At 55.0% G+C, this 22876-nt stretch carries 17 protein-coding genes; 8 read left to right on the forward strand and 9 right to left on the reverse strand.

Annotation, left to right across the window (positions count from 1 at the left end; all coding sequences use genetic code 11):
- Positions 1–78: 78 nt before the first annotated feature.
- Positions 79–1650: a multicopper oxidase CueO gene (gene cueO / locus F153LOC_RS10105; RefSeq protein WP_102104614.1), complete on the reverse strand. Its 1572-nt coding sequence runs from the start codon at positions 1648–1650 to the stop codon at positions 79–81.
- A 145-nt stretch (positions 1651–1795) separates the two neighbouring features.
- On the opposite strand from cueO, the gene F153LOC_RS10110 reads away from it, so the two are divergent.
- From F153LOC_RS10110 to speD, 3 genes are all read left to right on the forward strand, one after another.
- Positions 1796–2143 (forward strand): YacC family pilotin-like protein, encoded by a 348-nt coding sequence (locus tag F153LOC_RS10110; RefSeq protein ID WP_100780766.1) that lies wholly within the window; start codon positions 1796–1798, stop codon positions 2141–2143.
- Positions 2144–2260: 117 nt separating this feature from the next.
- A complete protein-coding gene (speE, locus tag F153LOC_RS10115; protein ID WP_102104613.1) occupies positions 2261–3130 on the forward strand; it encodes a polyamine aminopropyltransferase in 870 nt (289 codons plus the stop codon).
- Between the two features lies 1 nt (position 3131).
- A complete protein-coding gene (speD, locus tag F153LOC_RS10120; RefSeq protein WP_100777594.1) occupies positions 3132–3926 on the forward strand; it encodes an adenosylmethionine decarboxylase in 795 nt (264 codons plus the stop codon).
- Positions 3927–3957: 31 nt separating this feature from the next.
- Here speD and yacL read toward each other — a convergent pair whose 3' ends face one another.
- Together yacL and acnB are read right to left on the reverse strand one after the other, a co-directional pair.
- Entirely contained in the window at positions 3958–4320 is a 363-nt protein-coding gene (gene yacL / locus F153LOC_RS10125; protein WP_100777595.1) for a protein YacL, read from the reverse strand.
- A 159-nt stretch (positions 4321–4479) separates the two neighbouring features.
- The gene (acnB, locus tag F153LOC_RS10130) at positions 4480–7077 is read right to left on the reverse strand and encodes a bifunctional aconitate hydratase 2/2-methylisocitrate dehydratase (RefSeq protein WP_100777596.1); all 2598 of its coding nucleotides are present in this window, start codon (positions 7075–7077) and stop codon (positions 4480–4482) included.
- A 438-nt stretch (positions 7078–7515) separates the two neighbouring features.
- On the opposite strand from acnB, the gene F153LOC_RS10140 reads away from it, so the two are divergent.
- Entirely contained in the window at positions 7516–9081 is a 1566-nt protein-coding gene (locus tag F153LOC_RS10140; RefSeq protein WP_102104612.1) for a DUF3300 domain-containing protein, read from the forward strand.
- Between the two features lie 10 nt (positions 9082–9091).
- A complete protein-coding gene (locus tag F153LOC_RS10145) occupies positions 9092–9886 on the forward strand; it encodes a DUF2950 family protein (RefSeq protein WP_102104611.1) in 795 nt (264 codons plus the stop codon).
- 45 nt (positions 9887–9931) lie between these two features.
- Here F153LOC_RS10145 and lpdA read toward each other — a convergent pair whose 3' ends face one another.
- The 4 genes from lpdA to pdhR form a co-directional block, all read right to left on the reverse strand.
- Positions 9932–11356 (reverse strand): dihydrolipoyl dehydrogenase, encoded by a 1425-nt coding sequence (gene lpdA / locus F153LOC_RS10150; protein WP_100777599.1) that lies wholly within the window; start codon positions 11354–11356, stop codon positions 9932–9934.
- A 199-nt stretch (positions 11357–11555) separates the two neighbouring features.
- Entirely contained in the window at positions 11556–13442 is a 1887-nt protein-coding gene (aceF, locus tag F153LOC_RS10155) for a pyruvate dehydrogenase complex dihydrolipoyllysine-residue acetyltransferase (protein WP_102104610.1), read from the reverse strand.
- A gap of 14 nt (positions 13443–13456) precedes the next feature.
- Complete coding sequence (aceE, locus tag F153LOC_RS10160; protein WP_100777601.1) at positions 13457–16120, reverse strand: pyruvate dehydrogenase (acetyl-transferring), homodimeric type; 2664 nt, start codon at positions 16118–16120, stop codon at positions 13457–13459.
- A gap of 124 nt (positions 16121–16244) precedes the next feature.
- Positions 16245–17009, reverse strand: a complete 765-nt coding sequence (pdhR, locus tag F153LOC_RS10165; protein ID WP_100777602.1) for a pyruvate dehydrogenase complex transcriptional repressor PdhR — start codon at positions 17007–17009, stop codon at positions 16245–16247.
- Between the two features lie 537 nt (positions 17010–17546).
- On the opposite strand from pdhR, the gene aroP reads away from it, so the two are divergent.
- The 3 genes from aroP to F153LOC_RS10180 all read left to right on the forward strand — a co-directional run bounded on the left by aroP (position 17547) and on the right by F153LOC_RS10180 (position 21436).
- A complete protein-coding gene (aroP, locus tag F153LOC_RS10170) occupies positions 17547–18917 on the forward strand; it encodes an aromatic amino acid transporter AroP (protein WP_102104609.1) in 1371 nt (456 codons plus the stop codon).
- A 160-nt stretch (positions 18918–19077) separates the two neighbouring features.
- Entirely contained in the window at positions 19078–20475 is a 1398-nt protein-coding gene (locus F153LOC_RS10175; protein WP_100777604.1) for a glycoside-pentoside-hexuronide (GPH):cation symporter, read from the forward strand.
- Positions 20476–20485: 10 nt separating this feature from the next.
- A complete protein-coding gene (locus F153LOC_RS10180; protein WP_102104608.1) occupies positions 20486–21436 on the forward strand; it encodes a family 43 glycosylhydrolase in 951 nt (316 codons plus the stop codon).
- 18 nt (positions 21437–21454) lie between these two features.
- On the opposite strand, the gene ampE is transcribed toward F153LOC_RS10180, so the two are convergent.
- Both ampE and ampD read right to left on the reverse strand, forming a co-directional pair.
- Entirely contained in the window at positions 21455–22309 is an 855-nt protein-coding gene (ampE, locus tag F153LOC_RS10185) for a beta-lactamase regulator AmpE (RefSeq protein WP_100777606.1), read from the reverse strand.
- Entirely contained in the window at positions 22306–22869 is a 564-nt protein-coding gene (gene ampD / locus F153LOC_RS10190) for a 1,6-anhydro-N-acetylmuramyl-L-alanine amidase AmpD (RefSeq protein ID WP_102104607.1), read from the reverse strand. Before ampD ends, ampE begins: the two co-directional genes overlap by 4 nt.
- Positions 22870–22876 lie beyond the last annotated feature (7 nt).

Genomic DNA, 22876 nt, shown 5'->3' on the forward strand with positions numbered 1-22876 from the left:
TGAAATGCAAAACGGCAACCTTCGGGTTGCCGTTTTTAGAACTCTGGCCGGGTAAGGCGAAAACGCCGCCCGGCTTTTTTACACCGTAAACCCTAGCATCATCCCCGTATCTTCATGTTCGAGCAGATGGCAGTGGGCCATATAGGCAAACTCCTTCGGCGCGTCATGCTCAAACTTCACCAGCACTTCGCTGACTCCGCCCTCCACCCGCACCGTATCTTTCCAGCCCGTTCGATGTGCCGCCGGCGCTTTGCCGTTCTCGGAGATAATGCGGAACTGCGTGCCGTGAATGTGGAACGGATGCAGCATCATGTCGCCCTCGCCTGAAATCACCCAGCGTTCGTACTGGCCCTTACTGGCCGCAAACATCGGGGTGTTCATATCAAAGGCCTGGCCGTTGATACGGTTGGCGTTATGGAAATCAAACCCTTTCCCGCCGCCGTGATTCATATGGCCCATGTTGCCCATCTTGCCGTGGTCCATATTCATATGCCCCATCGACTGACCGTGGTGCATGCCCGCCATCGCCTGATCGCCATGTTTGTTCATCAATGCCTGCATGCCCATCATGTCGAGCATGGGGTCCATCGACAGCTGGAGTTTGCGCTGGGTTAATCCGTCGAGGGACGGCAGCGCAGGCATGGCCGCCAGCGTATCCGGCAGCGTGCCGGAGGCCGTCACCCGCAGCGGCTGTATGCGCAGCACCGGATGCGGCTTATCGAACGGCGCAACGGCCATCCCCATCTGACTCACCGGAAGCGTAATGAGGTCAAACGGTTTCCCGTCGCTGATATCCACCAGCACTTCAAAACGCTCGCCCATCAGCATCGGCAGTTCGCTGACTTTCACCGGCTCAGCCAGCAGCCCGCCGTCGCTCGCCACCACGTACATTGGACGCTGGTCGCTGGTGGCAAAGTTGAGGGAGCGCGCGTTACAGCCGTTGAGCAAGCGCAGGCGCAACCAGCCTCGCGGCGCTGAATGCTGCGGATAAATCGCCCCGTTGGTCAGGAGCGTATCGCCAAACCAGCCTACGGCGGCGCTCATCACGTCGAGCTGATAGTCGATCTGCCCCTCAGCGGTAAATTTCTTGTCCTGTACGATCACCGGCACATCGTCGATGCCCCACTGTTTTGGCAGACGCAGCATCCGGCTTTCGTCGTCTTCAATGAGCACCAGCCCCGCCAGCCCCATCGCCACCTGATGCCCGGTTTTGCCGTGCTGATGGGGATGGAACCAGCAGGTCGCTGCGTGCTGGTCCGGGGTAAAGGTCACGGTGCGCTCACCGCCCGCTTTGATCACCCCCTGCGGGCCACCGTCGACCTCGCCGGGAACCTCCAGGCCATGCCAGTGCAACGTCGTCTCTTCCGCAAGGGTATTATGAATATTCACCGTCACCGGTTTGCCCCGGGAAAGCTGAAGCGCCGGACCGAGCAAATTACCGTTATATCCCCATGTGGTGGCCTGATGCGCGCCAAAGGTCGATTTTCCCGACTGAACGATTAACTGGATGCGACTGCGGGCGTCGGCAGTCAGTAAATCAGGGATGGGCAGGGTGGGTCTGTCGGCGGCGAATGCGGCGCGGCTCCATAAAGGTAACGCGCTGGCAGCCCCCAGTACGGCTGAATATTTCAAAAAATCACGACGTTGCATGTTCATTCCTTTTTTCCGTGCAGGTGATATTTTGAGCTTAAACCCTCCCCTTGGGAGAAGGTCAAGTAAAGCGGCAATAATAAAGGTCGTCGCGCTGGTATCAAGTATGCTAACGTTTAATTTCCGTGACGCAGTGGTAAAAGCAATGAAGACGTTTTTCAGGACAATTTTGTTCGCCAGCCTGGTGGCGATGAGTGCGAACAGTTATGCGCTGAGTGAAAACGAAGCGGAAGATATGGCCGATCTGACGGCAGTTTTTGTTTTCCTGAAAAACGATTGTGGATACCAGAATTTACCTAACGGGCAGATTCGTCGCGCACTGGTTTTTTTTGCCCAGCAAAATCAATGGGATCTCAGCAACTACGATAGCTTTGACATGAAGGCGCTCGGTGAAGACAGTTACCGCGATTTAAGCGGCATTGGCATTCCTGTCGCGAAAAAATGCAAAGCGCTGGCCCGCGATTCGCTGAGCCTGCTCGCCTACGTGAAGTAACCCTTCCCGACGCCCCTTTGTTGCAATGATGGCCGTGCATGCGCGGTCGTTGTTGGCTATGATGTTGCGCCCATTTTGCGTGGGTGTAATGGATGTTAACAAAGGAGGTATCAGCCTGTGACCGATAACACCTTGTGGCATGAAACGCTGCATGACCAGTTTGGTCAGTACTTTGCCGTTGATAACGTGCTTTATCATGAGAAGACCGATCATCAGGATCTGATCATTTTCGAGAACGCTGCCTTCGGGCGCGTCATGGCGCTGGACGGCGTGGTGCAAACCACCGAGCGCGATGAGTTCATCTATCACGAAATGATGACCCATGTGCCGCTGCTGGCGCACGGGCACGCGAAACACGTGCTGATTATCGGCGGCGGCGACGGTGCAATGCTGCGCGAAGTCTCCCGCCATAAAACCGTCGAAAGTATTACGATGGTCGAGATCGACGCCGGCGTGGTCTCTTTCTGTCGCCAGTACCTGCCAAATCACAATGCTGGTAGCTACGACGATCCGCGTTTTACGCTGGTGATCGACGACGGCGTTAATTTTGTTAATCAGACCCGCCAGACCTTCGATGTGATCATCTCCGACTGCACCGATCCCATCGGGCCGGGCGCGACGCTCTTCACCTCGTCCTTCTACGAAGGCTGCAAACGCTGCCTGAACCCTGGCGGGATTTTCGTGGCGCAAAACGGCGTCTGTTTCCTGCAGCAGGACGAAGCCCTCGACAGCCATCGCAAGCTGAGCACCTATTTTGGTGACGTCAGCTTCTATCAGGCGGCGATCCCCACCTACTACGGCGGCATCATGACCTTTGCCTGGGCGACGGATAACGGGGCGCTACGCCATCTGTCGACCGAGATAATCCAGGCACGCTTCCATCAGGCAGGCCTGAAATGCCGCTACTATAATCCGGCAGTCCACACGGCGGCCTTTGCCCTGCCACAATATCTGCAAGACGCGCTGTCCTCTAAGGGGGTGAACTAAATTGAAAAAGCTGAAACTGCATGGCTTTAACAACCTGACCAAAAGCCTGAGTTTTTGTATTTACGATATCTGCTACGTGAAAACAGCGGAGGAGCGCGATGGTTATATCGCCTATATCGATGAACTCTACAATGCCAACCGCCTGACCGAGATCCTGTCAGAAACCTGCTCCATCATCGGGGCCAATATTCTGAACATTGCGCGTCAGGACTATGAACCGCAGGGTGCCAGCGTCACGATCCTCGTGAGCGAAGAGCCGATCGACCCGCAGCTTATCGATCCCACCGAGCACCCTGGCCCACTGCCCGAGGCGGTGGTCGCCCATCTCGATAAGAGCCATATCTGCGTGCACACCTATCCCGAAAGCCACCCGGAAGGCGGGCTGTGTACCTTCCGCGCTGACATCGAGGTCTCCACCTGTGGGGTGATTTCACCGCTGAATGCGCTGAACTATCTCATCCATCAACTGGAATCCGATATTGTCACCGTGGACTATCGCGTGCGCGGTTTCACCCGTGATATCAACGGCATGAAGCATTTTATCGATCATGAGATCAATTCGATTCAGAACTTTATGTCCGAGGACATGAAGGCGCTGTATGACATGATGGATGTGAACGTCTACCAGGAAAACATCTTCCACACCAAGATGTTACTGAAAGAATTCGACCTGAAGCATTACATGTTCCACACCAGGCCAGAAGATTTAAGCGAAGAGGAGCGGAAGGAAATTACCGATCTGCTCTGGAAAGAGATGCGCGAAATCTACTACGGCCGCAATATTCCGGCCGTGTAAAGCGCGCGGGGAGCAAGGACGCTCCGCTGATTTACTTCTGTTTCATGAAATCACGGTACGCCGCTACCACCTGCAAAAAGTCCTCCACGCCGCACAGCGACAGGCTCTCTTCGTCGTAGTAGCTCATCCCCTCTTCCATCTCATCGCCTGAAAACTCAAGCTGATTGGCGCGCACCATGACCTCTTCCCCGTCCATCCAGAGGGTGTATTCATGCCCGACGCGCTGCCAGGATCGCTCGCTGCCTTTTACGGTTTGCGCAGCGTCTTCGACTTCGTCGAGCAGGGCGAGATTTTCTTTCACTTCTTCGTTGAACCAATGCCCGACCACCTCGTGGCCCATCGACATACGCACTTTCACCACTCCGGTGATATCGCGCAGAAATTCGTAATCCATGGTGTTTTCCTCTGCAGAGCCATTGGCGTAATTATCGCAGATAGAGAGGAGATAAAAAGCGGGACGGGTGTCAGGAGTGGAAAATAAAAAACCCCGCGGGCAAAACGCGGGGTTTTATTGTCTTGCAGGCCGGGCAGCGCGGTGCCGCCCGGCAACATCTTACACGGCGGTCTGGAAGATCACGCCGTCGGCTTTCTCGGTGTACTGAGAGAGCTTGTCGAAGTTCAGATAGCGATAGGTATCCACCGCCGTCTTATCAACCTGAGCAACGAAGGTCTGGTACTCTTCCGGTGTCGGCAGTTTGCCGATCAGCGCCGCAACAGCCGCCAGCTCCGCAGAGGCCAGATAGACGTTCGCACCGGTCCCTAAACGGTTCGGGAAGTTACGGGTCGAGGTAGAGACTACCGTTGCACCGTCAGCCACACGCGCCTGGTTACCCATACACAGGGAACAGCCAGGGATTTCGATACGCGCGCCGCTCTTACCAAAGACGCTGTAGTAGCCCTCTTCCGTCAGCTGTGCCGCATCCATTCGCGTTGGCGGAGCGACCCACAGACGCGTTGGCAGCTGGCCTTTGTGGGTATCCAGCAGCTTACCGGCAGCACGGAAGTGACCGATGTTGGTCATGCAAGAGCCGATGAACACTTCGTCGATCTTATCGCCCTGCACGTCAGACAGCAGACGCGCATCGTCAGGATCGTTTGGTGCGCACAGGATTGGCTCTTTGATATCCGCCAGATCGATGTCGATAACCGCCGCGTATTCCGCGTCAGCATCGGCTTCGAGCAGCTGCGGATCGGCCAGCCATTTTTCCATACCCTGAACGCGACGCTCAAGTGTGCGACGATCGCCGTAACCTTCTGCGATCATCCACTTCAGCAGCACGATGTTAGAGCTGAGATACTCAACGATCGGCTCTTTGTTCAGCTTGATGGTACAGCCTGCCGCAGAACGCTCGGCAGAGGCATCCGTCAGCTCAAACGCCTGCTCAACTTTCAGATCCGGCAGACCTTCGATCTCCAGAATGCGGCCTGAGAAGATGTTTTTCTTCCCTTTCTTCTCAACGGTCAGCAGGCCCTGTTTGATCGCGTACAGCGGGATCGCATGCACCAGATCGCGCAGGGTAATGCCCGGCTGCATTTTGCCTTTGAAGCGCACCAGAACGGATTCCGGCATGTCCAGCGGCATCACGCCTGTTGCGGCAGCAAACGCCACCAGGCCAGAGCCTGCCGGGAAGGAGATGCCGATCGGGAAGCGGGTGTGGGAGTCACCACCGGTACCCACGGTATCCGGCAGCAGCATGCGGTTCAGCCAGGAGTGGATAACACCATCGCCAGGGCGCAGCGATACGCCGCCACGGTTCATGATGAAGTCTGGCAGCGTGTGGTGTGTGGTCACGTCTACCGGCTTCGGATAGGCAGCCGTGTGGCAGAAGGACTGCATCACCAGGTCGGACGAGAAGCCCAGACACGCCAGGTCTTTCAGTTCATCACGGGTCATAGGACCGGTGGTGTCCTGAGAACCGACGGAGGTCATTTTAGGTTCGCAGTACGCGCCCGGACGAACACCCGTCACGCCGCACGCGCGGCCAACCATTTTCTGAGCCAGGGAGTAGCCGCGAGTGCTCTCCGCCACGTCTTTCGCCTGACGGAACACATCGCTGTGCGGCAGGCCCAGCGCTTCACGCGCTTTGGTGGTCAGGCCACGACCGATGATCAGCGGAATACGGCCACCGGCGCGGACTTCGTCGATCAGCACGTCGGTTTTCAGTTCGAAGCTAGCCAGCAGTTCGCCGGTTTCATGGTTGCGGACTTCGCCTTTGAACGGATAAACGTCAATCACGTCACCCATGTTCAGGTCGCTCACATCCACTTCGATCGGCAGTGCGCCCGCATCTTCCATGGTGTTAAAGAAGATAGGTGCAATTTTGCCGCCGAGACACAGACCACCGCCGCGCTTGTTCGGGACATGAGGGATGTCATCGCCCATGAACCACAGCACAGAGTTGGTTGCGGATTTACGCGAAGAACCGGTACCGACCACGTCACCGACATACGCCAGCGGGAAGCCTTTCTTATTTAATTCTTCGATCTGTTTGATCGGACCGACAACGCCCGGCTGATCGGGGTTAATGCCTTCGCGGGCGTTTTTCAGCATCGCCAGGGCGTGCAGTGGGATATCCGGGCGGGACCAGGCATCCGGGGCCGGAGACAGGTCATCGGTGTTGGTTTCGCCGGTCACTTTGAAGACCGTAACGGTAATTTTTTCAGCAAGCTGAGGACGGTTCAGGAACCATTCGGCATCAGCCCAGGATTGCATCACCTGTTTCGCATAGACGTTGCCCGCTTTCGCCTTCTCTTCCACATCGTAGAAGTTATCAAACATCAGCAGCGTCTGTGCCAGCGCTTTTGCGGCAATCGGTGCCAGCGCGTCGCTGTCCAGTGCATCAATTAACGGATGGATGTTGTAGCCGCCCTGCATGGTGCCGAGCAGTTCAATCGCTTTTTCAGGAGTAACCAGTGGGGAGGTTGCTTCGCCTTTGGCAACGGCAGCAAGGAATCCGGCTTTCACATACGCGGCTTCATCGACGCCTGGCGGAACACGGTTGATCAACAGATCTAACAGGAATTCTTCTTCGCCCGCAGGCGGATTCTTCAGCAGCTCGACGAGGCCGGCCATCTGGGTTGCATCTAAGGGTTTCGGTACAATTCCCTCGGCGGCACGTTCTGCTACGTGCTTACGGTATTCTTCTAGCACGACGGTTCTCCTCGCTCTCATTGTCATATGCGGTCGGCGTTCTCTTCACGCTCCTGTGAGACAGCAGTTTGTAGGGTAAATGCCCGATACCGCGTCGGGCAGCATAGCAGGATTTCTGCACAGTGTTAATCCGTTTACAAAAAAGCAACATTAAATAGTTTGCTGAATCGTTAAGGATGGTATAGCGCGCGGAGAGCGGGATTTTTCGGCCACAAAAAACCGCCTTTCAGCGGTTTACTGCTGGCCGCTCGCAAGAGCGGCCTTCTGAATATCTCACGCCTTTTTCCCCATCGGATATAATTTGTGTAATAAATGCTCACACTCTTTATCCGGATACAGCGGGCCGTTTCCCAACATTAATCAAAACCACAAAATACGGGTGAATATACTCGCGGCAACAAGAACGCCCATCGACACTGCTTACGCTGGAGTCACACTATGAAGTTGCCCTTTAAGCCACATCTGCTTGTCCTGCTGTGCAGTGCCGGGCTGTTAGCCGCATCCGGCGTCATGTATGTGAAAAGTCGAGCGCCCGAGACGGTTTCAACACCTCCGCCCGCTGTGGCGCCCACCGCACCTCAGCCTGTTTCCCCGACACCCGCCCCGGTGGTCACCCCGACCTATACCGCCGCGCAAATCGATCAGTGGACCGCGCCCATCGCGCTCTACCCTGACGCACTGCTCTCACAGATCCTGATGGCCTCAACCTACCCGGCAAACGTGATTCAGGCCGCGCAGTGGTCGAAAGATAACCCTAAAATGCAGGGTGATGCCGCCATTCAGGCGGTGAGCAATCAGCCGTGGGACCCCAGCGTCAAATCTCTGGTGGCCTTCCCTCAGCTGATGTCTCTGATGGGGGAAAATCCGCCATGGATACAGAATCTCGGCGATGCGTTTCTGGCTCAGCCAAAAGATGTAATGGACTCCGTCCAGCGTCTGCGGCTCCTGGCCCAGCAGACGGGCGCGCTGCAGTCCACGCCACAGCAAACGGTCACCAGCGTGAAGAAAGCGGCACCGGCTGCCAGCACAGCGTCCGGCTCAACGTCAACGACCGCTGCCACGACGACCAGTCCAACGGTGATCAAAATCGAGTCCGCCGATCCGCAGGTGGTTTACGTTCCGACCTACAATCCCAACACGGTTTACGGCACCTGGCCCAGCGCCAGCTATCCGCCGGTTTATCTGCCCCCTTCCCCTGGCGAGCAGTTTACCAATAGCCTGGTGAAAGGCCTTGGGTTTAGCCTTGGGGTCGCCACGACTTACGCGATTTTCAGCAATATCGACTGGGACGATGACGACGATTATCACCATCATGATCACGATGACTACGATCACCACAACGGCGGCTATAACCGCAATGGTGATAACAACATCAATATCAATGTGGATAATTTCAACAAAATCAGCGGACAGCGCCTGACGGATAACAACCGCACCTGGCAGCATAATCCGGCCTACCGTGAAGGCGTTCCGTATCCGAATAATCAGCTGAACAACCGCTTCCACTCGACGAAAAGCGCGACGAGTCTGAGTGCCACTCAGCACCAACCGATCAATCGCGACAGCCAGCGTCAGGCGGCGATGGCGCAAGTTCAGCAATCAACCGGGAAAACCCTTTCACAAACCCAGCGCCCGGCAACCAAAGACGTGCAGCGTCAGGCGGCGAACAATCAGCTGAAACAGATCTCCCAGCGTAATAACTATCGCGGGTACGACACCACTAAACCAAACACCGCCCAGCGATCGAATAACAAAGCGCAGCGCGAGAATCATCAGAAACTGTCACAGCGGCAGGATCGACCGGCCTCACAGCCAACCCGCCAGCGAAATACGCAACCGCGAGCCAATGCGTTAAGCGGCAACGATAGCCGCTCAGCCAACTGGCAGGCGCAGCAACAGCGCGGGGCGCAAAGCCGTCAGTTCACCGCGCAGCACCAGAATCGTCAGCAGCCACGGCAAATGCCGGCAGGCCGCAGCGAACACCGTGAATTCCGTCACCGCTAAGGGAATCGAAATGAAAACGAAATTACTCAGTGGGATGATGTTGTTCATGGTCTCAACCTTCGCCCTCGCACAGCAGAATTTTGCCACGCCGGACGAGGCGACCAGCGCGCTGGCAAAAGCCATCAGTGGGCAAAACGAAGCCGAGATGAAAAATCTGCTCGGCGATGACTGGCGTGATTTTCTGCCGCCGGAGGGCGTCGATCCGGAGGCGGTCGACCGTTTTCTGCGCGACTGGAAAGTCAGCCACCACACGGTGATCAACGGCGATGTGGCGCACCTCAACGTGGGCGACAGCGACTGGCAATTGCCCATCCCGGCGGTGAAACGCGCCGCTGGCTGGCAGTTTGATATGCAAAAAGCCGCAGAGGAGATCCTGACACGGGAGATCGGTCGCAACGAGCTGGCCGCTATTGAAGCGCTCCACGCCTATGTGGATGCACAGAAGAGTTTCTTCGCACTCAACCATCGCTATGCGGAAAAAGTGATCAGCACTGAAGGGAAAAAAGACGGTTTATACTGGCCAGCCGCGCCGGGTGAAGCGCCCAGCCCACTGGGGCCAGCATTCAGCCCGCAGGTGCCGGGGACCGGTTATCACGGCTATCACTTCCGCATTCTGCCGGATAAAGACAACGGCTTTGCGATGATCGCCTGGCCCGTCAGCTACGGGCAGACTGGCGTGATGAGTTTTGTAGTGAACGGTGATGATCAGGTGTATCAGACAAACCTGGGAAATGAATCGCAGAAGAAAGCGAAAGCGATAACGGCTTATCATCCGGACAAAGAGTGGCAGCCCGTTGCGCCGTAAATAAAAAAAGCCGCTCAGTTGAGCGGCTTTTTACGGTTCGAGAGATTACTTCTTCTTGGCTTTCGCGTTTGGCAGGTCGGTGATGCTACCTTCAAACACTTCTGCAGCCAGGCCCACGGACTCGTGCAGAGTCGGGTGCGCGTGGATGGTCAGCGCGATGTCTTCAGCGTCACAACCCATTTCGATAGCCAGACCGATCTCACCCAGCAGCTCGCCGCCGTTGGTACCGACAATCGCACCACCGATCACACGGTGAGTCTCTTTGTCGAAGATCAGTTTGGTCACGCCATCAGCGCAATCGGAAGCGATCGCACGGCCAGAAGCTGCCCACGGGAAGGTGGCGGTTTCGTAGCTGATGCCTTTCTCTTTCGCTTCTTTCTCGGTCAGACCAACCCAGGCAACTTCCGGCTCGGTGTACGCGATTGATGGAATGACTTTCGGGTCGAAGTAGTGTTTCATGCCCGCGATAACTTCAGCGGCAACGTGACCTTCGTGAACACCTTTGTGCGCCAGCATTGGCTGACCGACGATATCGCCGATAGCAAAGATGTGCGGCACGTTGGTACGCAGCTGTTTGTCCACACGGATAAAGCCACGGTCGTCCACTTCAACGCCAGCAGCGCCTGCATCGAGGTTTTTACCGTTTGGCACACGGCCAATCGCTACCAGCACGGCGTCGTAACGCTGCGCTTCAGCAGGGGCTTTTTTGCCTTCCATGGAAACGTAAATACCGTCTTCTTTTGCTTCAACGGCAGTCACTTTGGTTTCCAGCATCAGGTTGAATTTCTTGCTGATGCGTTTGGTGAAGACTTTAACGATATCTTTATCGGCAGCCGGGATAACCTGGTCGAACATCTCAACCACGTCAATCTCTGAACCCAGCGCATGGTATACGGTACCCATTTCCAGACCGATGATACCGCCACCCATAACCAGCAGGCGTTTTGGTACGGTTTTCAGTTCCAGTGCGTCGGTGGAATCCCACACGCGAGGATCTTCATGCGGAATGAACGGGAGTTCGATCGGACGGGAGCCCGCCGCGATGATCGCGTTGTCGAAGTTGATCACGGTTTTGCCGTTCTCGCCTTCCACTTCCAGGGTGTTAGCCCCGGTGAATTTACCCAGACCGTTGACCACTTTCACTTTACGGCCTTTGGCCATACCCGCCAGACCGCCGGTCAGCTGAGTGATCACTTTCTCTTTCCAGGTACGAATCTTGTCGATATCGGTTTTCGGCTCGCCAAAGACGATACCGTGGTCAGCCAGTGCTTTGGCTTCTTCGATAACTTTTGCAACGTGCAGCAGTGCTTTAGAAGGGATACAGCCGACGTTCAGACAAACACCGCCGAGGGTGTTGTAACGTTCTACGATAACGGTTTCCAGACCTAAATCAGCGCAACGGAAGGCAGCAGAGTAACCTGCCGGGCCTGCCCCAAGTACCACGACCTGAGTTTTGATTTCAGTACTCATCATGACCTCTTATTGATTTCCGGCGGTCCAGGTACTTGTCGCCCTTCATCCACCGGGACGTTCTATCCGCCCGTATTTTACAAAATTGTTAACAATTTTGAAACAACAAACGGCTCATGAATTCTTGTCTTTACCAATAACCTCACAATTTTCATGAGATTACAAGACAAAAAGCCGGCCGACTGGCCGGCTTTTGCGATTACATCACCAGGCGGCGAATATCGCTCAGGGTGTTATTGATGATGGTAATGAAGCGCGCACCATCAGCACCGTCGATCACGCGGTGGTCGAAGGAGAGAGAGATTGGCATCATCAGACGCGGCACAAACTCTTTACCATTCCACACCGGTTCCATCGCGGACTTGGACACACCGAGGATCGCCACTTCCGGCGCGTTAACAATCGGCGCGAAGTGGGTAGTACCCAGGCCGCCGATGCTGGAGATAGTGAAGCAACCGCCCTGCATTTCGCCGGCAGTCAGCTTACCATCACGCGCTTTCTTGGAGATCACCGTCAGTTCACGGGACAGCTCAGTGATGCTCTTCTTGTTCACGTCTTTGAAGACCGGAACAACCAGACCATTTGGCGTATCTACCGCAACACCGATGTTGATGTATTTCTTCAGCGTCAGACGCTGTGCATCTTCAGACAGGGAGCTGTTGAAACGTGGCATCTGCTCAAGAGCTGCCGCAACAGCTTTCATGATGAAGACCACTGGGGTGAATTTCACGTCCAGTTTACGTTTCTCGGCTTCGGCGTTCTGCTGTTTACGGAACGCTTCCAGATCGGTGATATCGGTTTTGTCGAAGTGAGTAACGTGCGGGATCATCACCCAGTTACGGCTCAGGTTAGCACCAGAGATTTTCTGGATACGGCCCAGTTCCACTTCTTCGATTTCGCCAAACTTGCTGAAGTCCACTTTCGGCCATGGCAGCATGCCCGGAATACCGCCACCGGCAGCAGCTGGTGCTGCTTCAGCGCGTTTCACAGCATCTTTCACGTAAGTCTGAACGTCTTCGCGCAGGATACGACCTTTACGGCCCGTCCCTTTCACTTTCGCCAGATTCACGCCGAATTCGCGCGCCAGGCGACGAATCAGCGGAGTCGCGTGAACGTACGCGTCGTTCTCAGCAAACTCAGATTTGCCTTCTGCTTTCGCGGCCGGTGCAGCGGCTTTCGCAGCAGGCGCCGGAGCGGCAGCTGCAGGTGCTGGCGCAGCAGCCGGAGCCGCAGCAGGCGCAGCGCCTTCCACTTCGAAGACCATGATCAGAGAGCCGGTAGACACTTTGTCGCCGGTGCTGATTTTGATTTCTTTAACGGTACCTGCGAACGGAGCCGGGACTTCCATAGAGGCTTTGTCGCCCTCTACGGTGATCAGTGACTGCTCAGCGGCAACTTTGTCGCCCACTTTCACCATCACTTCAGTCACTTCAACTTCGTCACCGCCGATATCCGGAACGTTAACGTCTTTCGCGCCAGACGCTGCTGGTGCAGCAGCAGCCGCCGGAGCAGCCGCCTGTGCTGGAGCCGCAGCCGGTGCAGCGCCCGCCACTTCGAAGACCATAATCAGGGAGCCGGTAGACACTTTGTCGCCGGTGTTGATTTTGATCTCTTTCACCACGCCCGCGAACGGAGCCGGGACTTCCATAGAGGCTTTGTCGCCTTCTACGGTGATCAGGGATTGTTCAGCAGCAACGGTGTCGCCTACTTTCACCATGATCTCAGTCACTTCAACTTCGTCACCGCCGATGTCAGGCACGTTAACGTCTTTTGCAGCCGCAGCCGCTGGTGCAGCCGCCGGAGCCGCTGCTTCTTTCTTCTCTTCCTGCGCAGGTGCAGCAGCTGCTGCACCGTCGGCGGAATCGAAAATCATGATCAGTTTGCCAGTCTCGGTTTTATCGCCAACAGAGACTTTGATCTCTTTAACGATGCCAGCCTGAGGAGACGGGACTTCCATAGAGGCTTTATCGCCTTCTACGGTGATCAGCGACTGTTCAGCTTCAACTTTGTCGCCTACTTTGACCAGGATCTCGGTGATTTCAACTTCATCAGCCCCGATGTCCGGTACATTGATTTCGATAGCCATTATTCTTTTACCTCTTACGCCAGACGCGGGTTAACTTTATCTGCATCGATGTTGAATTTGGTGATTGCTTCCGCAACCACTTTCTTATCGATTTCGCCACGTTTAGCCAGTTCGCCCAGCGCTGCAACGACCACGTAAGAAGAGTCAACTTCGAAGTGGTGACGCAGGTTTTCGCGGCTGTCAGAGCGACCGAAGCCGTCGGTACCCAGTACGCGGTAATCATCAGCCGGTACATAAGTACGAACCTGCTCGGCGAACAGTTTCATATAGTCAGTAGATGCGACTGCCGGAGCGTCGTTCATCACCTGAGCGATGTACGGTACGCGTGGCGTTTCCATTGGGTGCAGCATGTTCCAGCGCTCACAGTCCTGGCCATCACGTGCCAGTTCAGTGAAGGATGTTACGCTGTACACGTCAGAGCCAACGCCGTAGTCGTTCGCCAGGATCTGCGCTGCTTCACGTACGTGACGCAGGATAGAACCGGAGCCCAGCAGCTGAACTTTACCTTTGCTACCCGCGATGGTTTCGAGTTTGTAGATACCTTTACGGATACCTTCCTCGGCACCTGCTGGCATAGCCGGCATGTGGTAGTTTTCGTTCAGAGTGGTGATGTAGTAGTAAATGTTCTCTTGCGCTTCACCGTACATACGCACCAGACCGTCATGCATGATGACTGCCACTTCGTACGCGTAAGACGGGTCATAAGAGATACAGTTCGGAATAGTCAGAGACTGAATGTGGCTGTGACCATCTTCGTGCTGCAAACCTTCACCGTTCAGAGTCGTACGACCGGAAGTACCACCGACCAGGAAGCCGCGAGCCTGTTGGTCGCCAGCCTGCCAGCACAGGTCACCGATACGCTGGAAACCGAACATGGAGTAGTAGATGTAGAACGGAATCATCGGCAGGTTGTTGGTGCTGTAAGAGGTCGCAGCAGCCAGCCAGGATGCGCCTGCGCCCAGCTCGTTGATCCCTTCCTGCAGAATCTGGCCTTTCTCGTCTTCTTTGTAGTATGCAACCTGCTCACGGTCCTGCGGGGTGTACTGCTGGCCGTTCGGGCTGTAAATACCGATCTGACGGAACAGACCTTCCATACCGAAGGTACGCGCTTCATCGGCGATGATTGGAACCAGGCGATCTTTGATCGACTTGTTCTTCAGCATCACGTTCAGGGCACGAACGAATGCGATAGTGGTAGAGATCTCTTTGTTCTGCTCTTCCAGCAGCTGGGAGAAGTCTTCCAGAACCGGCAGTTCCAGTTTCTCAGTGAAGTTCACCTGACGGGACGGCAGGTAGCCGTTCAGTTTCTGACGCTGTGCGTGCAGGTAGGTGTGTTCTTCAGAACCTTCCGGGAAGGTGATGTAAGAGAGGTTTTCAACCTGCTCGTCGGTGACAGGAACGTTGAAGCGGTCGCGGATATAACGCACGCCGTCCATGTTCATTTTCTTCACCTGGTGCGCAATGTTTTTACCTTCGGCGGTGTCACCCATGCCATAACCTTTGATGGTATGAGCCAGGATAACTGTTGCTTTGCCTTTGGTTTCTTGCGCGTTTTTCAGTGCTGCGTAGACTTTCTTCGGATCGTGGCCGCCACGGTTCAGAGCCCAGATCTGATCGTCAGACCAGTCTGCAACCAGCGCTGCGGTTTCAGGGTATTTACCGAAGAAGTGCTCACGAACGTAGGCACCGTTTTTGGATTTGAAGGTCTGATAGTCGCCGTCAACGGTTTCGTTCATCAGCTGAATCAGTTTACCGCTGGTATCTTTACGCAGCAGCTCATCCCAACGACCGCCCCACATCACTTTAACGACGTTCCAGCCAGCACCGCTGAAGATGCCTTCCAGTTCGTTGATGATCTTGCCGTTACCGGTTACCGGACCATCCAGACGCTGCAGGTTACAGTTGATGATGAAGCACAGGTTGTCCAGTTTCTCACGGGTAGCGATGGTGATCGCACCTTTAGATTCTGGCTCATCCATCTCGCCGTCGCCCAGGAAGGCGTAAACGGTCTGCTGAGAGGTATCTTTCAGGCCACGGTGTTCCAGATATTTCAGGAATTTAGCCTGGTAAATCGCACCGATTGGACCCAGACCCATAGAAACGGTCGGGAACTGCCAGAACTCAGGCATCAGTTTAGGGTGCGGGTAAGAAGACAGACCTTTACCGTGAACTTCCTGACGGAAGTTGTTCATCTGCTCTTCAGTCAGACGACCTTCCAGGAACGCACGTGCGTAAACGCCCGGAGAGATGTGGCCCTGGAAGTAAACCAGGTCGCCGCCGTCTTTCTCGGTGCGTGCGCGGAAGAAGTGGTTAAAGCACACTTCATAAACGGTCGCAGAAGACTGGAAGGAAGCCATGTGGCCGCCCAGCTCCAGGTCTTTCTTGGATGCGCGCAGAACGGTCATGATCGCGTTCCAGCGAATTGCAGAACGGATACGACGTTCCAGATCCAGATTGCCCGGGTATTCCGGTTCGTCTTCGACGGCAATCGTGTTTACGTAGTTGCTAGCCCCTGCACCTGAAGCTACTTTCACGCCACCTTTACGGGCTTCTGAAAGCAGCTGATCAATCAGATACTGAGCGCGCTCAACACCTTCTTCACGGATGACCGATTCGATCGCCTGTAGCCAGTCGCGAGTTTCGATCGGATCCACGTCATTTTGGAGACGTTCTGACATGGGGGTATTCCTTATCTATCTAATACGTTGATTTGTCTGGAACCTGTCCCATTGTGCTCTCAGCAAAGAACACAATAAGACAGGTTCTGCGTTTAGTTGCCGCGCTCTAAAAAAACTCTGGCGCTTAATCCTTTCGTTGCTGTATGCGGCGGAGTGAACGTTCTCTACGACTCTGTTCACGGCTGCGGTCCAGCAAGATTTCCTCAATGAAAGCCAGGTGACGGTGCGACGCTTCACGCGCCTGCTCCGGTTCCCCGGCCATTATCGCCTCGAATACACGGGTGCGATGATTGCTGACCAGCGGGAGCATCTCCCGGCGGGCGTACAACAATTCAAAATTTTGTCGAACATTCTGGGCCAGCATCGGCTCCATACAGCGAAGCAGGTGGAGAAGCACGACATTGTGCGCAGCTTCGGTGACGGCAATTTGATACTGGACGACGGCATTGGACTCGGCGTCGAGATCGCCTGACTGCTGTGCCCGTTCAATGGCCTGATGCAGTTCGCGAATACGCACGCGATCTTCATCATTGCTGCGCAGGGCCGCGTAATAAGCAGCGATACCTTCAAGCGCGTGACGGGTTTCAAGCAGGTCAAACTGGGATTCTGGGTGGTCAGACAAAAGCTCGACCAGCGGATCGCTGAAGCTCTGCCACAGGCTATTTTGCACAAACGTTCCACCGCCCTGACGACGAAGCAGCAAGCCCTTCGCTTCGAGACGTTGAATCGCCTCACGCAGAGAGGGACGGGAAACGTCGAACTGTTTTGCCAGCTCGCGTTCAGGCGGGAGTTTTTCACCGGGGCGCAGAGTCCCTTCGAGGATTAAAAACTCCAGCTGCTGCTCTATCACATCCGATAGTTTTGGTTGGCGAATTTTGCTGTAGGCCATATTCCCTGTCTTACGCCTTTTTGCCCGGAGTAAATTGGTCTTACCAATTTCATGTTCGTATCGCTAAAGTAACAAAGTATTCACCTTCTGTCCATATTGGTTTTGATTGAAATCAGTAAACCCTGCACATTTTAACAACCTTACAGAAATAACGTTTCAGAAATGTAACTTTGCACAAATGAACTGGTTACCACTAAAAAGGTAGTTTTAACCTTATTGAAACGAGGGAATTTGCAATCTGAAGCGATTCAACAAGGTAAATAATGAAAATTCGCCCACTTATGGAGCATTTTTATTCTATAGATGGGGTGAAGGAGCGACGCGCAGGCATTTACAAATGCTCTCTTTTTATTCAAGCGATCGACATCCCTTCATAAAGCAGGTGCATTCGCTGTCGCTTACCACTATTCTTGCGTCAACGGAAGCCATCTCCGCTTTTTTCGGTCAACTTCACCGTAAAGAAATAAATACAGAAAATGGACTTTCATAATTACACACGCCCGAGCGTGAACATAACAACCACACACGAGGTTTCAAATGGAAGCTCAACAGCATGGCGATCAGCTAAAGCGCGGCCTTAAAAACCGCCATATACAGCTCATCGCGTTGGGTGGCGCTATCGGTACCGGCCTGTTTCTGGGCAGCGCATCCGTCATTCAGTCGGCAGGTCCGGGGATTATTCTGGGCTATGCCATCGCGGGCTTTATCGCCTTCCTTATTATGCGCCAGCTCGGTGAAATGGTGGTTGAAGAGCCGGTAGCCGGCTCCTTCAGCCACTTTGCCTATAAGTACTGGGGCGGCTTTGCCGGTTTCGCGTCGGGCTGGAACTACTGGGTCCTGTACGTTCTGGTTGCCATGGCTGAGCTGACTGCCGTCGGGAAATACATCCAGTTCTGGTATCCGGAGATCCCAACCTGGGTATCGGCAGCGGCTTTCTTTGTGATCATCAACGCCATCAACCTGACTAACGTCAAAGTGTTTGGTGAGATGGAGTTCTGGTTCGCGATTATCAAAGTGATCGCGGTTGTGGCGATGATCATCTTCGGCGGCTGGCTGCTGTTCAGCGGCAACGGTGGCCCGCAGGCGACCGTGCGCAACCTGTGGGAGCAAGGCGGGTTCTTGCCTCATGGCATGACCGGGCTGGTGATGATGATGGCGATCATTATGTTCTCGTTTGGTGGGCTTGAGCTGGTGGGGATTACCGCCGCAGAAGCCGATAACCCTGAGCAGAGCATCCCGAAAGCCACCAACCAGGTTATCTACCGTATTCTGATCTTCTATGTGGGTTCACTGGCGGTTCTGCTCTCCCTGCTGCCGTGGACGCGCGTCACCGCTGACACCAGCCCGTTCGTCCTGATCTTCCATGAACTGGGCGATACCTTCGTGGCAAACGCGCTGAACATCGTGGTGCTGACCGCGGCGCTGTCCGTCTATAACAGCTGCGTCTACTGCAACAGCCGTATGCTGTTCGGCCTGGCACAGCAGGGTAACGCTCCGAAAGCCCTGCTGAACGTCGATAAACGCGGCGTGCCGGTGAACTCCATTATGGTGTCCGCAGTGGTGACCGCCCTGTGCGTGCTAATTAACTATCTGGCACCGGAATCCGCATTCGGTCTGCTGATGGCGCTGGTCGTGTCCGCACTCGTAATCAACTGGGCGATGATTAGCCTGGCGCACATCAAGTTCCGCCGCGCGAAACAGCAGCAAGGCGTGAAAACGCGCTTCCCTGCCCTGTTCTATCCGCTGGGCAACTGGGTGTGCCTGATCTTTATGGCGGCGGTGCTGGTGATTATGCTGATGACCCCAGGCATGGCGATCTCCGTGTATCTCATTCCTGTCTGGATTGTGATCCTCGGCGTGGGCTATCTGTTTAAACAGAAAAATGCCAAAACCGTAAAAGCGCATTAATCTCTTCTCGCTCTGTGCCGAATGCGGCACAGAGCGTGTTACCTGCCTCACAAATTCTCACCAACAGCCAAATCATCCATATCACCGCCCTGATACTGCAACGCAAATATTCATTTGCCAGCGAATAATTCTCTCCATACCGAAACCCGGAGAGCTGTCGATGGATAACAATAAACTGTCTGTAAAAGAAAAGATCGGCTATGGCATGGGCGACGCGGGATGTAACATCATCTTCGGCGCCATTATGTTGTTTGTTAACTACTTTTATACGGATATCTTTGGGCTCGCCCCCGCTCTGGTAGGGGTGCTATTGCTGTCAGTGAGGGTGATTGACGCCATCACTGACCCTATCATGGGAGCCATTGCCGACCGTACCCGCAGTAAATATGGGCGATTTCGTCCATGGCTATTGTGGATTGCCTTCCCGTATGCCCTGTTCAGTATTCTGATGTTTACCACCCCAGAGTGGACGTACAACAGCAAAGTTATCTATGCGTTTGTCACCTATTTCCTGCTGTCACTCACCTACACCGCGATCAATATCCCTTACTGCTCGCTGGGCGGGGTGATCACTAACGACCCGAAAGAACGCGTGGCCTGCCAGTCGTATCGCTTTGTCATGGTAGGGATTGCGACGCTGCTGCTCTCCTTAACCCTGCTGCCGATGGTGGAGTATTTTGGCGGTGACAACAAAGCCAAAGGCTATCAAATGGCGATGACCGTGCTGGCGCTGATTGGCACCTGCATGTTCCTGTTTAGTTTCTCAACCGTACGGGAACGTATTCGCCCGGCGGTGCAGACGAATGACGAACTGAAAAACGATCTCAAGGATGTGTGGAAGAACGATCAGTGGGTGCGCATTCTGCTGCTGACTATCTGTAACGTCTGCCCTGGCTTTATTCGCATGGCAGCGACCATGTACTACGTCACCTGGGTAATGGGGCAAAGCACTCATTTCGCCACGCTGTTTATCAGTCTCGGCGTGGTGGGCATGATGCTCGGTAGCATCCTCGCCAAACCCCTGACAGACCGCTGGTGTAAGCTGAAAGTCTTCTTCTGGACCAACATCGCCCTGGCCATTTTCTCCAGCGCGTTCTATTTCTTCGATCCGAAAGCCACCACTACCATCGTGGTGCTCTACTTCCTGCTCAACGTGTTGCATCAGATCCCTTCCCCGCTGCACTGGTCGCTGATGGCCGACGTGGACGACTACGGCGAGTGGAAAACCGGTAAACGCATCACCGGGATCAGCTTCTCCGGCAACATTTTCTTCCTCAAGCTGGGGCTGGCGATTGCTGGTGCGATGGTCGGATTCCTGCTCTCCTGGTACGGTTACGACGCGGGTGCCAAAGCGCAAAGCGCCGATGCCATCAACGGGATCGTCCTGCTGTTCACCCTGATTCCGGGCGTCGGTTATCTGATCACCGCGGGTGTGGTTCGTCTGCTGAAAGTCGATCGTGAACTGATGAAGCAGATTCAGGAAGATCTGGAGAAACGCCGCATAAACTATCGCGAGCTGAATGATTACCAGGAACTCAAAGCCGCTGAAACCAAATAAGGAAAGCCCAATGCGTCACTGGCCCAATCCCTTTATCGAACAACGTGCCGACCCGTTTATTTTGCATCACGAGGGGCAATACTACTTTATCGCTTCCGTGCCAGAGTACGACAGGCTGGCGATTCGCCGCGCCGACTCGCTGGAAGCGTTACGCCACGCACCCGAAGTGGTGGTCTGGCGTAAGCCGGAGAGCGGCCCGATGAGCGAGCTTATCTGGGCACCGGAGCTGCATCACATCGACGGCAAATGGTACATCTACTTTGCCGCCGCGCACACGAAAGCGCTCGATCAGCTCAATATGTTCCAGCACCGGATGTACGCGCTGGAATGTGCCGATAGCGATCCACTGAACGGGAAATGGGTTGAAAAAGGGCAGATCGCGACGCCGTTCGATACCTTTGCCCTCGATGCCACGACCTTTGTTCATCAGGGCAAACGCTGGTATCTGTGGGCGCAAAAAGCGCCGGATATCTCAGGGAACTCCAATCTCTATCTCTGCGAGATGGAAAACCCGTGGACTCTGACGGGTGAGCCCGTCCTGCTCAGCAAACCCGAGTATGACTGGGAGTGCCGCGGATTCTGGGTCAACGAAGGCCCGGCGGTGCTGGAGCACGGAGACAGGCTTTTTATTAGCTACTCTGCCAGCGCGACGGATGAGAATTACTGCATGGGGCTGCTGTGGATTGATAAAAGCGCTGACCTGCGTAACCCCGCCAACTGGCATAAAGCGCCGCGCCCGGTGTTTACCACAAGCTATGAAAATCGTCAGTACGGGCCTGGGCATAACAGCTTTACGCAAACGCCGGACGGTGAGGACGTGCTGGTGTATCACGCGCGCAACTACACCGAAATCGAGGGCGATCCGCTGTACGATCCGAACCGTCACACCCGTCTGAAGCTTGTCCACTGGAACGAAAACGGGATGCCAGAGTTTGGCATCCCGCCTGCGGATACTGAGTGAGACGTGCGGTGCGCTGGCTTACACCAGCGTACCGTAAATCGTCAGAAGCGCCACCAGCACCACAATCACAAATGAGGTTTTCTTCGCCATCGACACCGCCGCTTTCGGGGTTTCGACTTTGTCCGTGTGCGGTTCACGCGCCAGGGAGAATTGCGCCAGACGCGTCAGCACCTGATACTGAGAGGTGTGTCGATCGGCCAGTGACGCAAACCAGGCCGGAAGCGCCTTCTCACCGTGACCAATAAGCGCATATACCACGCCGACCAGGCGAACCGGCAGCCAGTCCAGTACATGTAAAATCGCATCGATTCCTGACAGCAGACGCTCATGCGGCGTCAAATAGCGGGCAAGCCAGGTTTGCCAGGCGCGCAGGAACGCATATCCCATCAGGAATACCGGTCCCCACGGGCCACCGACCACAAACCAGAACAGCGGCGCGAGATAATAGCGGAAGTTAATCCACAGCAGCGCATTTTGCAGCTCGCGCAGGTAATCGCGCTCGTTGCAGTCCGGCGGCACACCGTGGATGAGCGTCAATTCGCTTGCCATCGCGCCACGTGCGTGGCTGTCGTCTCGCGATGCGGCTTTCAGATAGGCGTGATAGTGCAACCGCACCTTTCCGGCACCGATGCACAGCACGCCGAGCAGGATCCACACCACCAGCAGCGGCACGTTGAAAAAGAGGCCGTGCAGCGCACGCAGCAGCAGATACACCACGCACATTACCACTGCGGTCATCAGCAGGGTGCGCAGCATCGAGAAATGTTTAATCCGGCGGAACAGCACTTCCATCCGGTGATCCAAATGCCAGTGTTCGCCCAGTTTGAACAACCGTTCAGCGATCATCACCAGCAGCATGGTAAACAACGTCATGTCATCTCCTTATCTGACGAAGCGGTAAGCATGGCGCGAAACCGGGACCAGTCAAACGCCGGGCCAGGATCGGTTTTTCTCACTGGCGCAATATCGCTATGCCCGGTGATGTTATCAGCAATTCTTGGGTACAACGCGGTGAGTTCACGCGTCACCGCCACCAGCGCCCGATACTGCGCATCCGTGTAAGGCGTTGTGTCCGTCCCTTCCAGCTCAATACCAATCGAAAAATCGTTGCAGCGTTCACGCCCCTGGTACACCGACACACCTGCATGCCATGCGCGTTTATCGAAAGGAACATACTGGACGATTTCACCGTCGCGGCGAATCAGACAATGAGCAGAAACGCGCAGGCGCGCAATCTCAGCAAAAAAAGGATGGGCATCGGGATCGATTGTTCCGGTGAATAATGCATCGATCCACGGACCACCAAATTCACCCGGCGGCAGGCTAATATTGTGGACTACCAGCAGTGAGGGCGTTTCATCCTCCGGGCGGCAATCGTGGTGCGGCGACGGTACGTGCCGCGCATCAACCAGCCATCCATCTTGTAACTGCATGCTGGCT

It is taken from the genome of Lelliottia sp. F153, from assembly GCF_002870005.1.
Classification (GTDB): domain Bacteria; phylum Pseudomonadota; class Gammaproteobacteria; order Enterobacterales; family Enterobacteriaceae; genus Enterobacter; species Enterobacter nimipressuralis.

Excerpts from the sequence above, each read along its gene's own strand:
- F153LOC_RS10145 (WP_102104611.1), top strand. The coding sequence starts at position 9,092 with ATGAAAACGAAATTACTCAGTGGGATGATGTTGTTCATGGTCTCAACC.
- cueO (WP_102104614.1), bottom strand. The coding sequence starts at position 1,650 with ATGCAACGTCGTGATTTTTTGAAATATTCAGCCGTACTGGGGGCTGCC.
- aceE (WP_100777601.1), bottom strand. The coding sequence starts at position 16,120 with ATGTCAGAACGTCTCCAAAATGACGTGGATCCGATCGAAACTCGCGAC.
- ampD (WP_102104607.1), bottom strand. The coding sequence starts at position 22,869 with ATGCAGTTACAAGATGGATGGCTGGTTGATGCGCGGCACGTACCGTCG.
- F153LOC_RS10175 (WP_100777604.1), top strand. The coding sequence starts at position 19,078 with ATGGATAACAATAAACTGTCTGTAAAAGAAAAGATCGGCTATGGCATG.
- aceF (WP_102104610.1), bottom strand. The coding sequence starts at position 13,442 with ATGGCTATCGAAATCAATGTACCGGACATCGGGGCTGATGAAGTTGAA.
- lpdA (WP_100777599.1), bottom strand. The coding sequence starts at position 11,356 with ATGAGTACTGAAATCAAAACTCAGGTCGTGGTACTTGGGGCAGGCCCG.
- ampE (WP_100777606.1), bottom strand. The coding sequence starts at position 22,309 with ATGACGTTGTTTACCATGCTGCTGGTGATGATCGCTGAACGGTTGTTC.
- aroP (WP_102104609.1), top strand. The coding sequence starts at position 17,547 with ATGGAAGCTCAACAGCATGGCGATCAGCTAAAGCGCGGCCTTAAAAAC.
- F153LOC_RS10140 (WP_102104612.1), top strand. The coding sequence starts at position 7,516 with ATGAAGTTGCCCTTTAAGCCACATCTGCTTGTCCTGCTGTGCAGTGCC.
- F153LOC_RS10180 (WP_102104608.1), top strand. The coding sequence starts at position 20,486 with ATGCGTCACTGGCCCAATCCCTTTATCGAACAACGTGCCGACCCGTTT.
- yacL (WP_100777595.1), bottom strand. The coding sequence starts at position 4,320 with ATGGATTACGAATTTCTGCGCGATATCACCGGAGTGGTGAAAGTGCGT.
- pdhR (WP_100777602.1), bottom strand. The coding sequence starts at position 17,009 with ATGGCCTACAGCAAAATTCGCCAACCAAAACTATCGGATGTGATAGAG.
- F153LOC_RS10110 (WP_100780766.1), top strand. The coding sequence starts at position 1,796 with ATGAAGACGTTTTTCAGGACAATTTTGTTCGCCAGCCTGGTGGCGATG.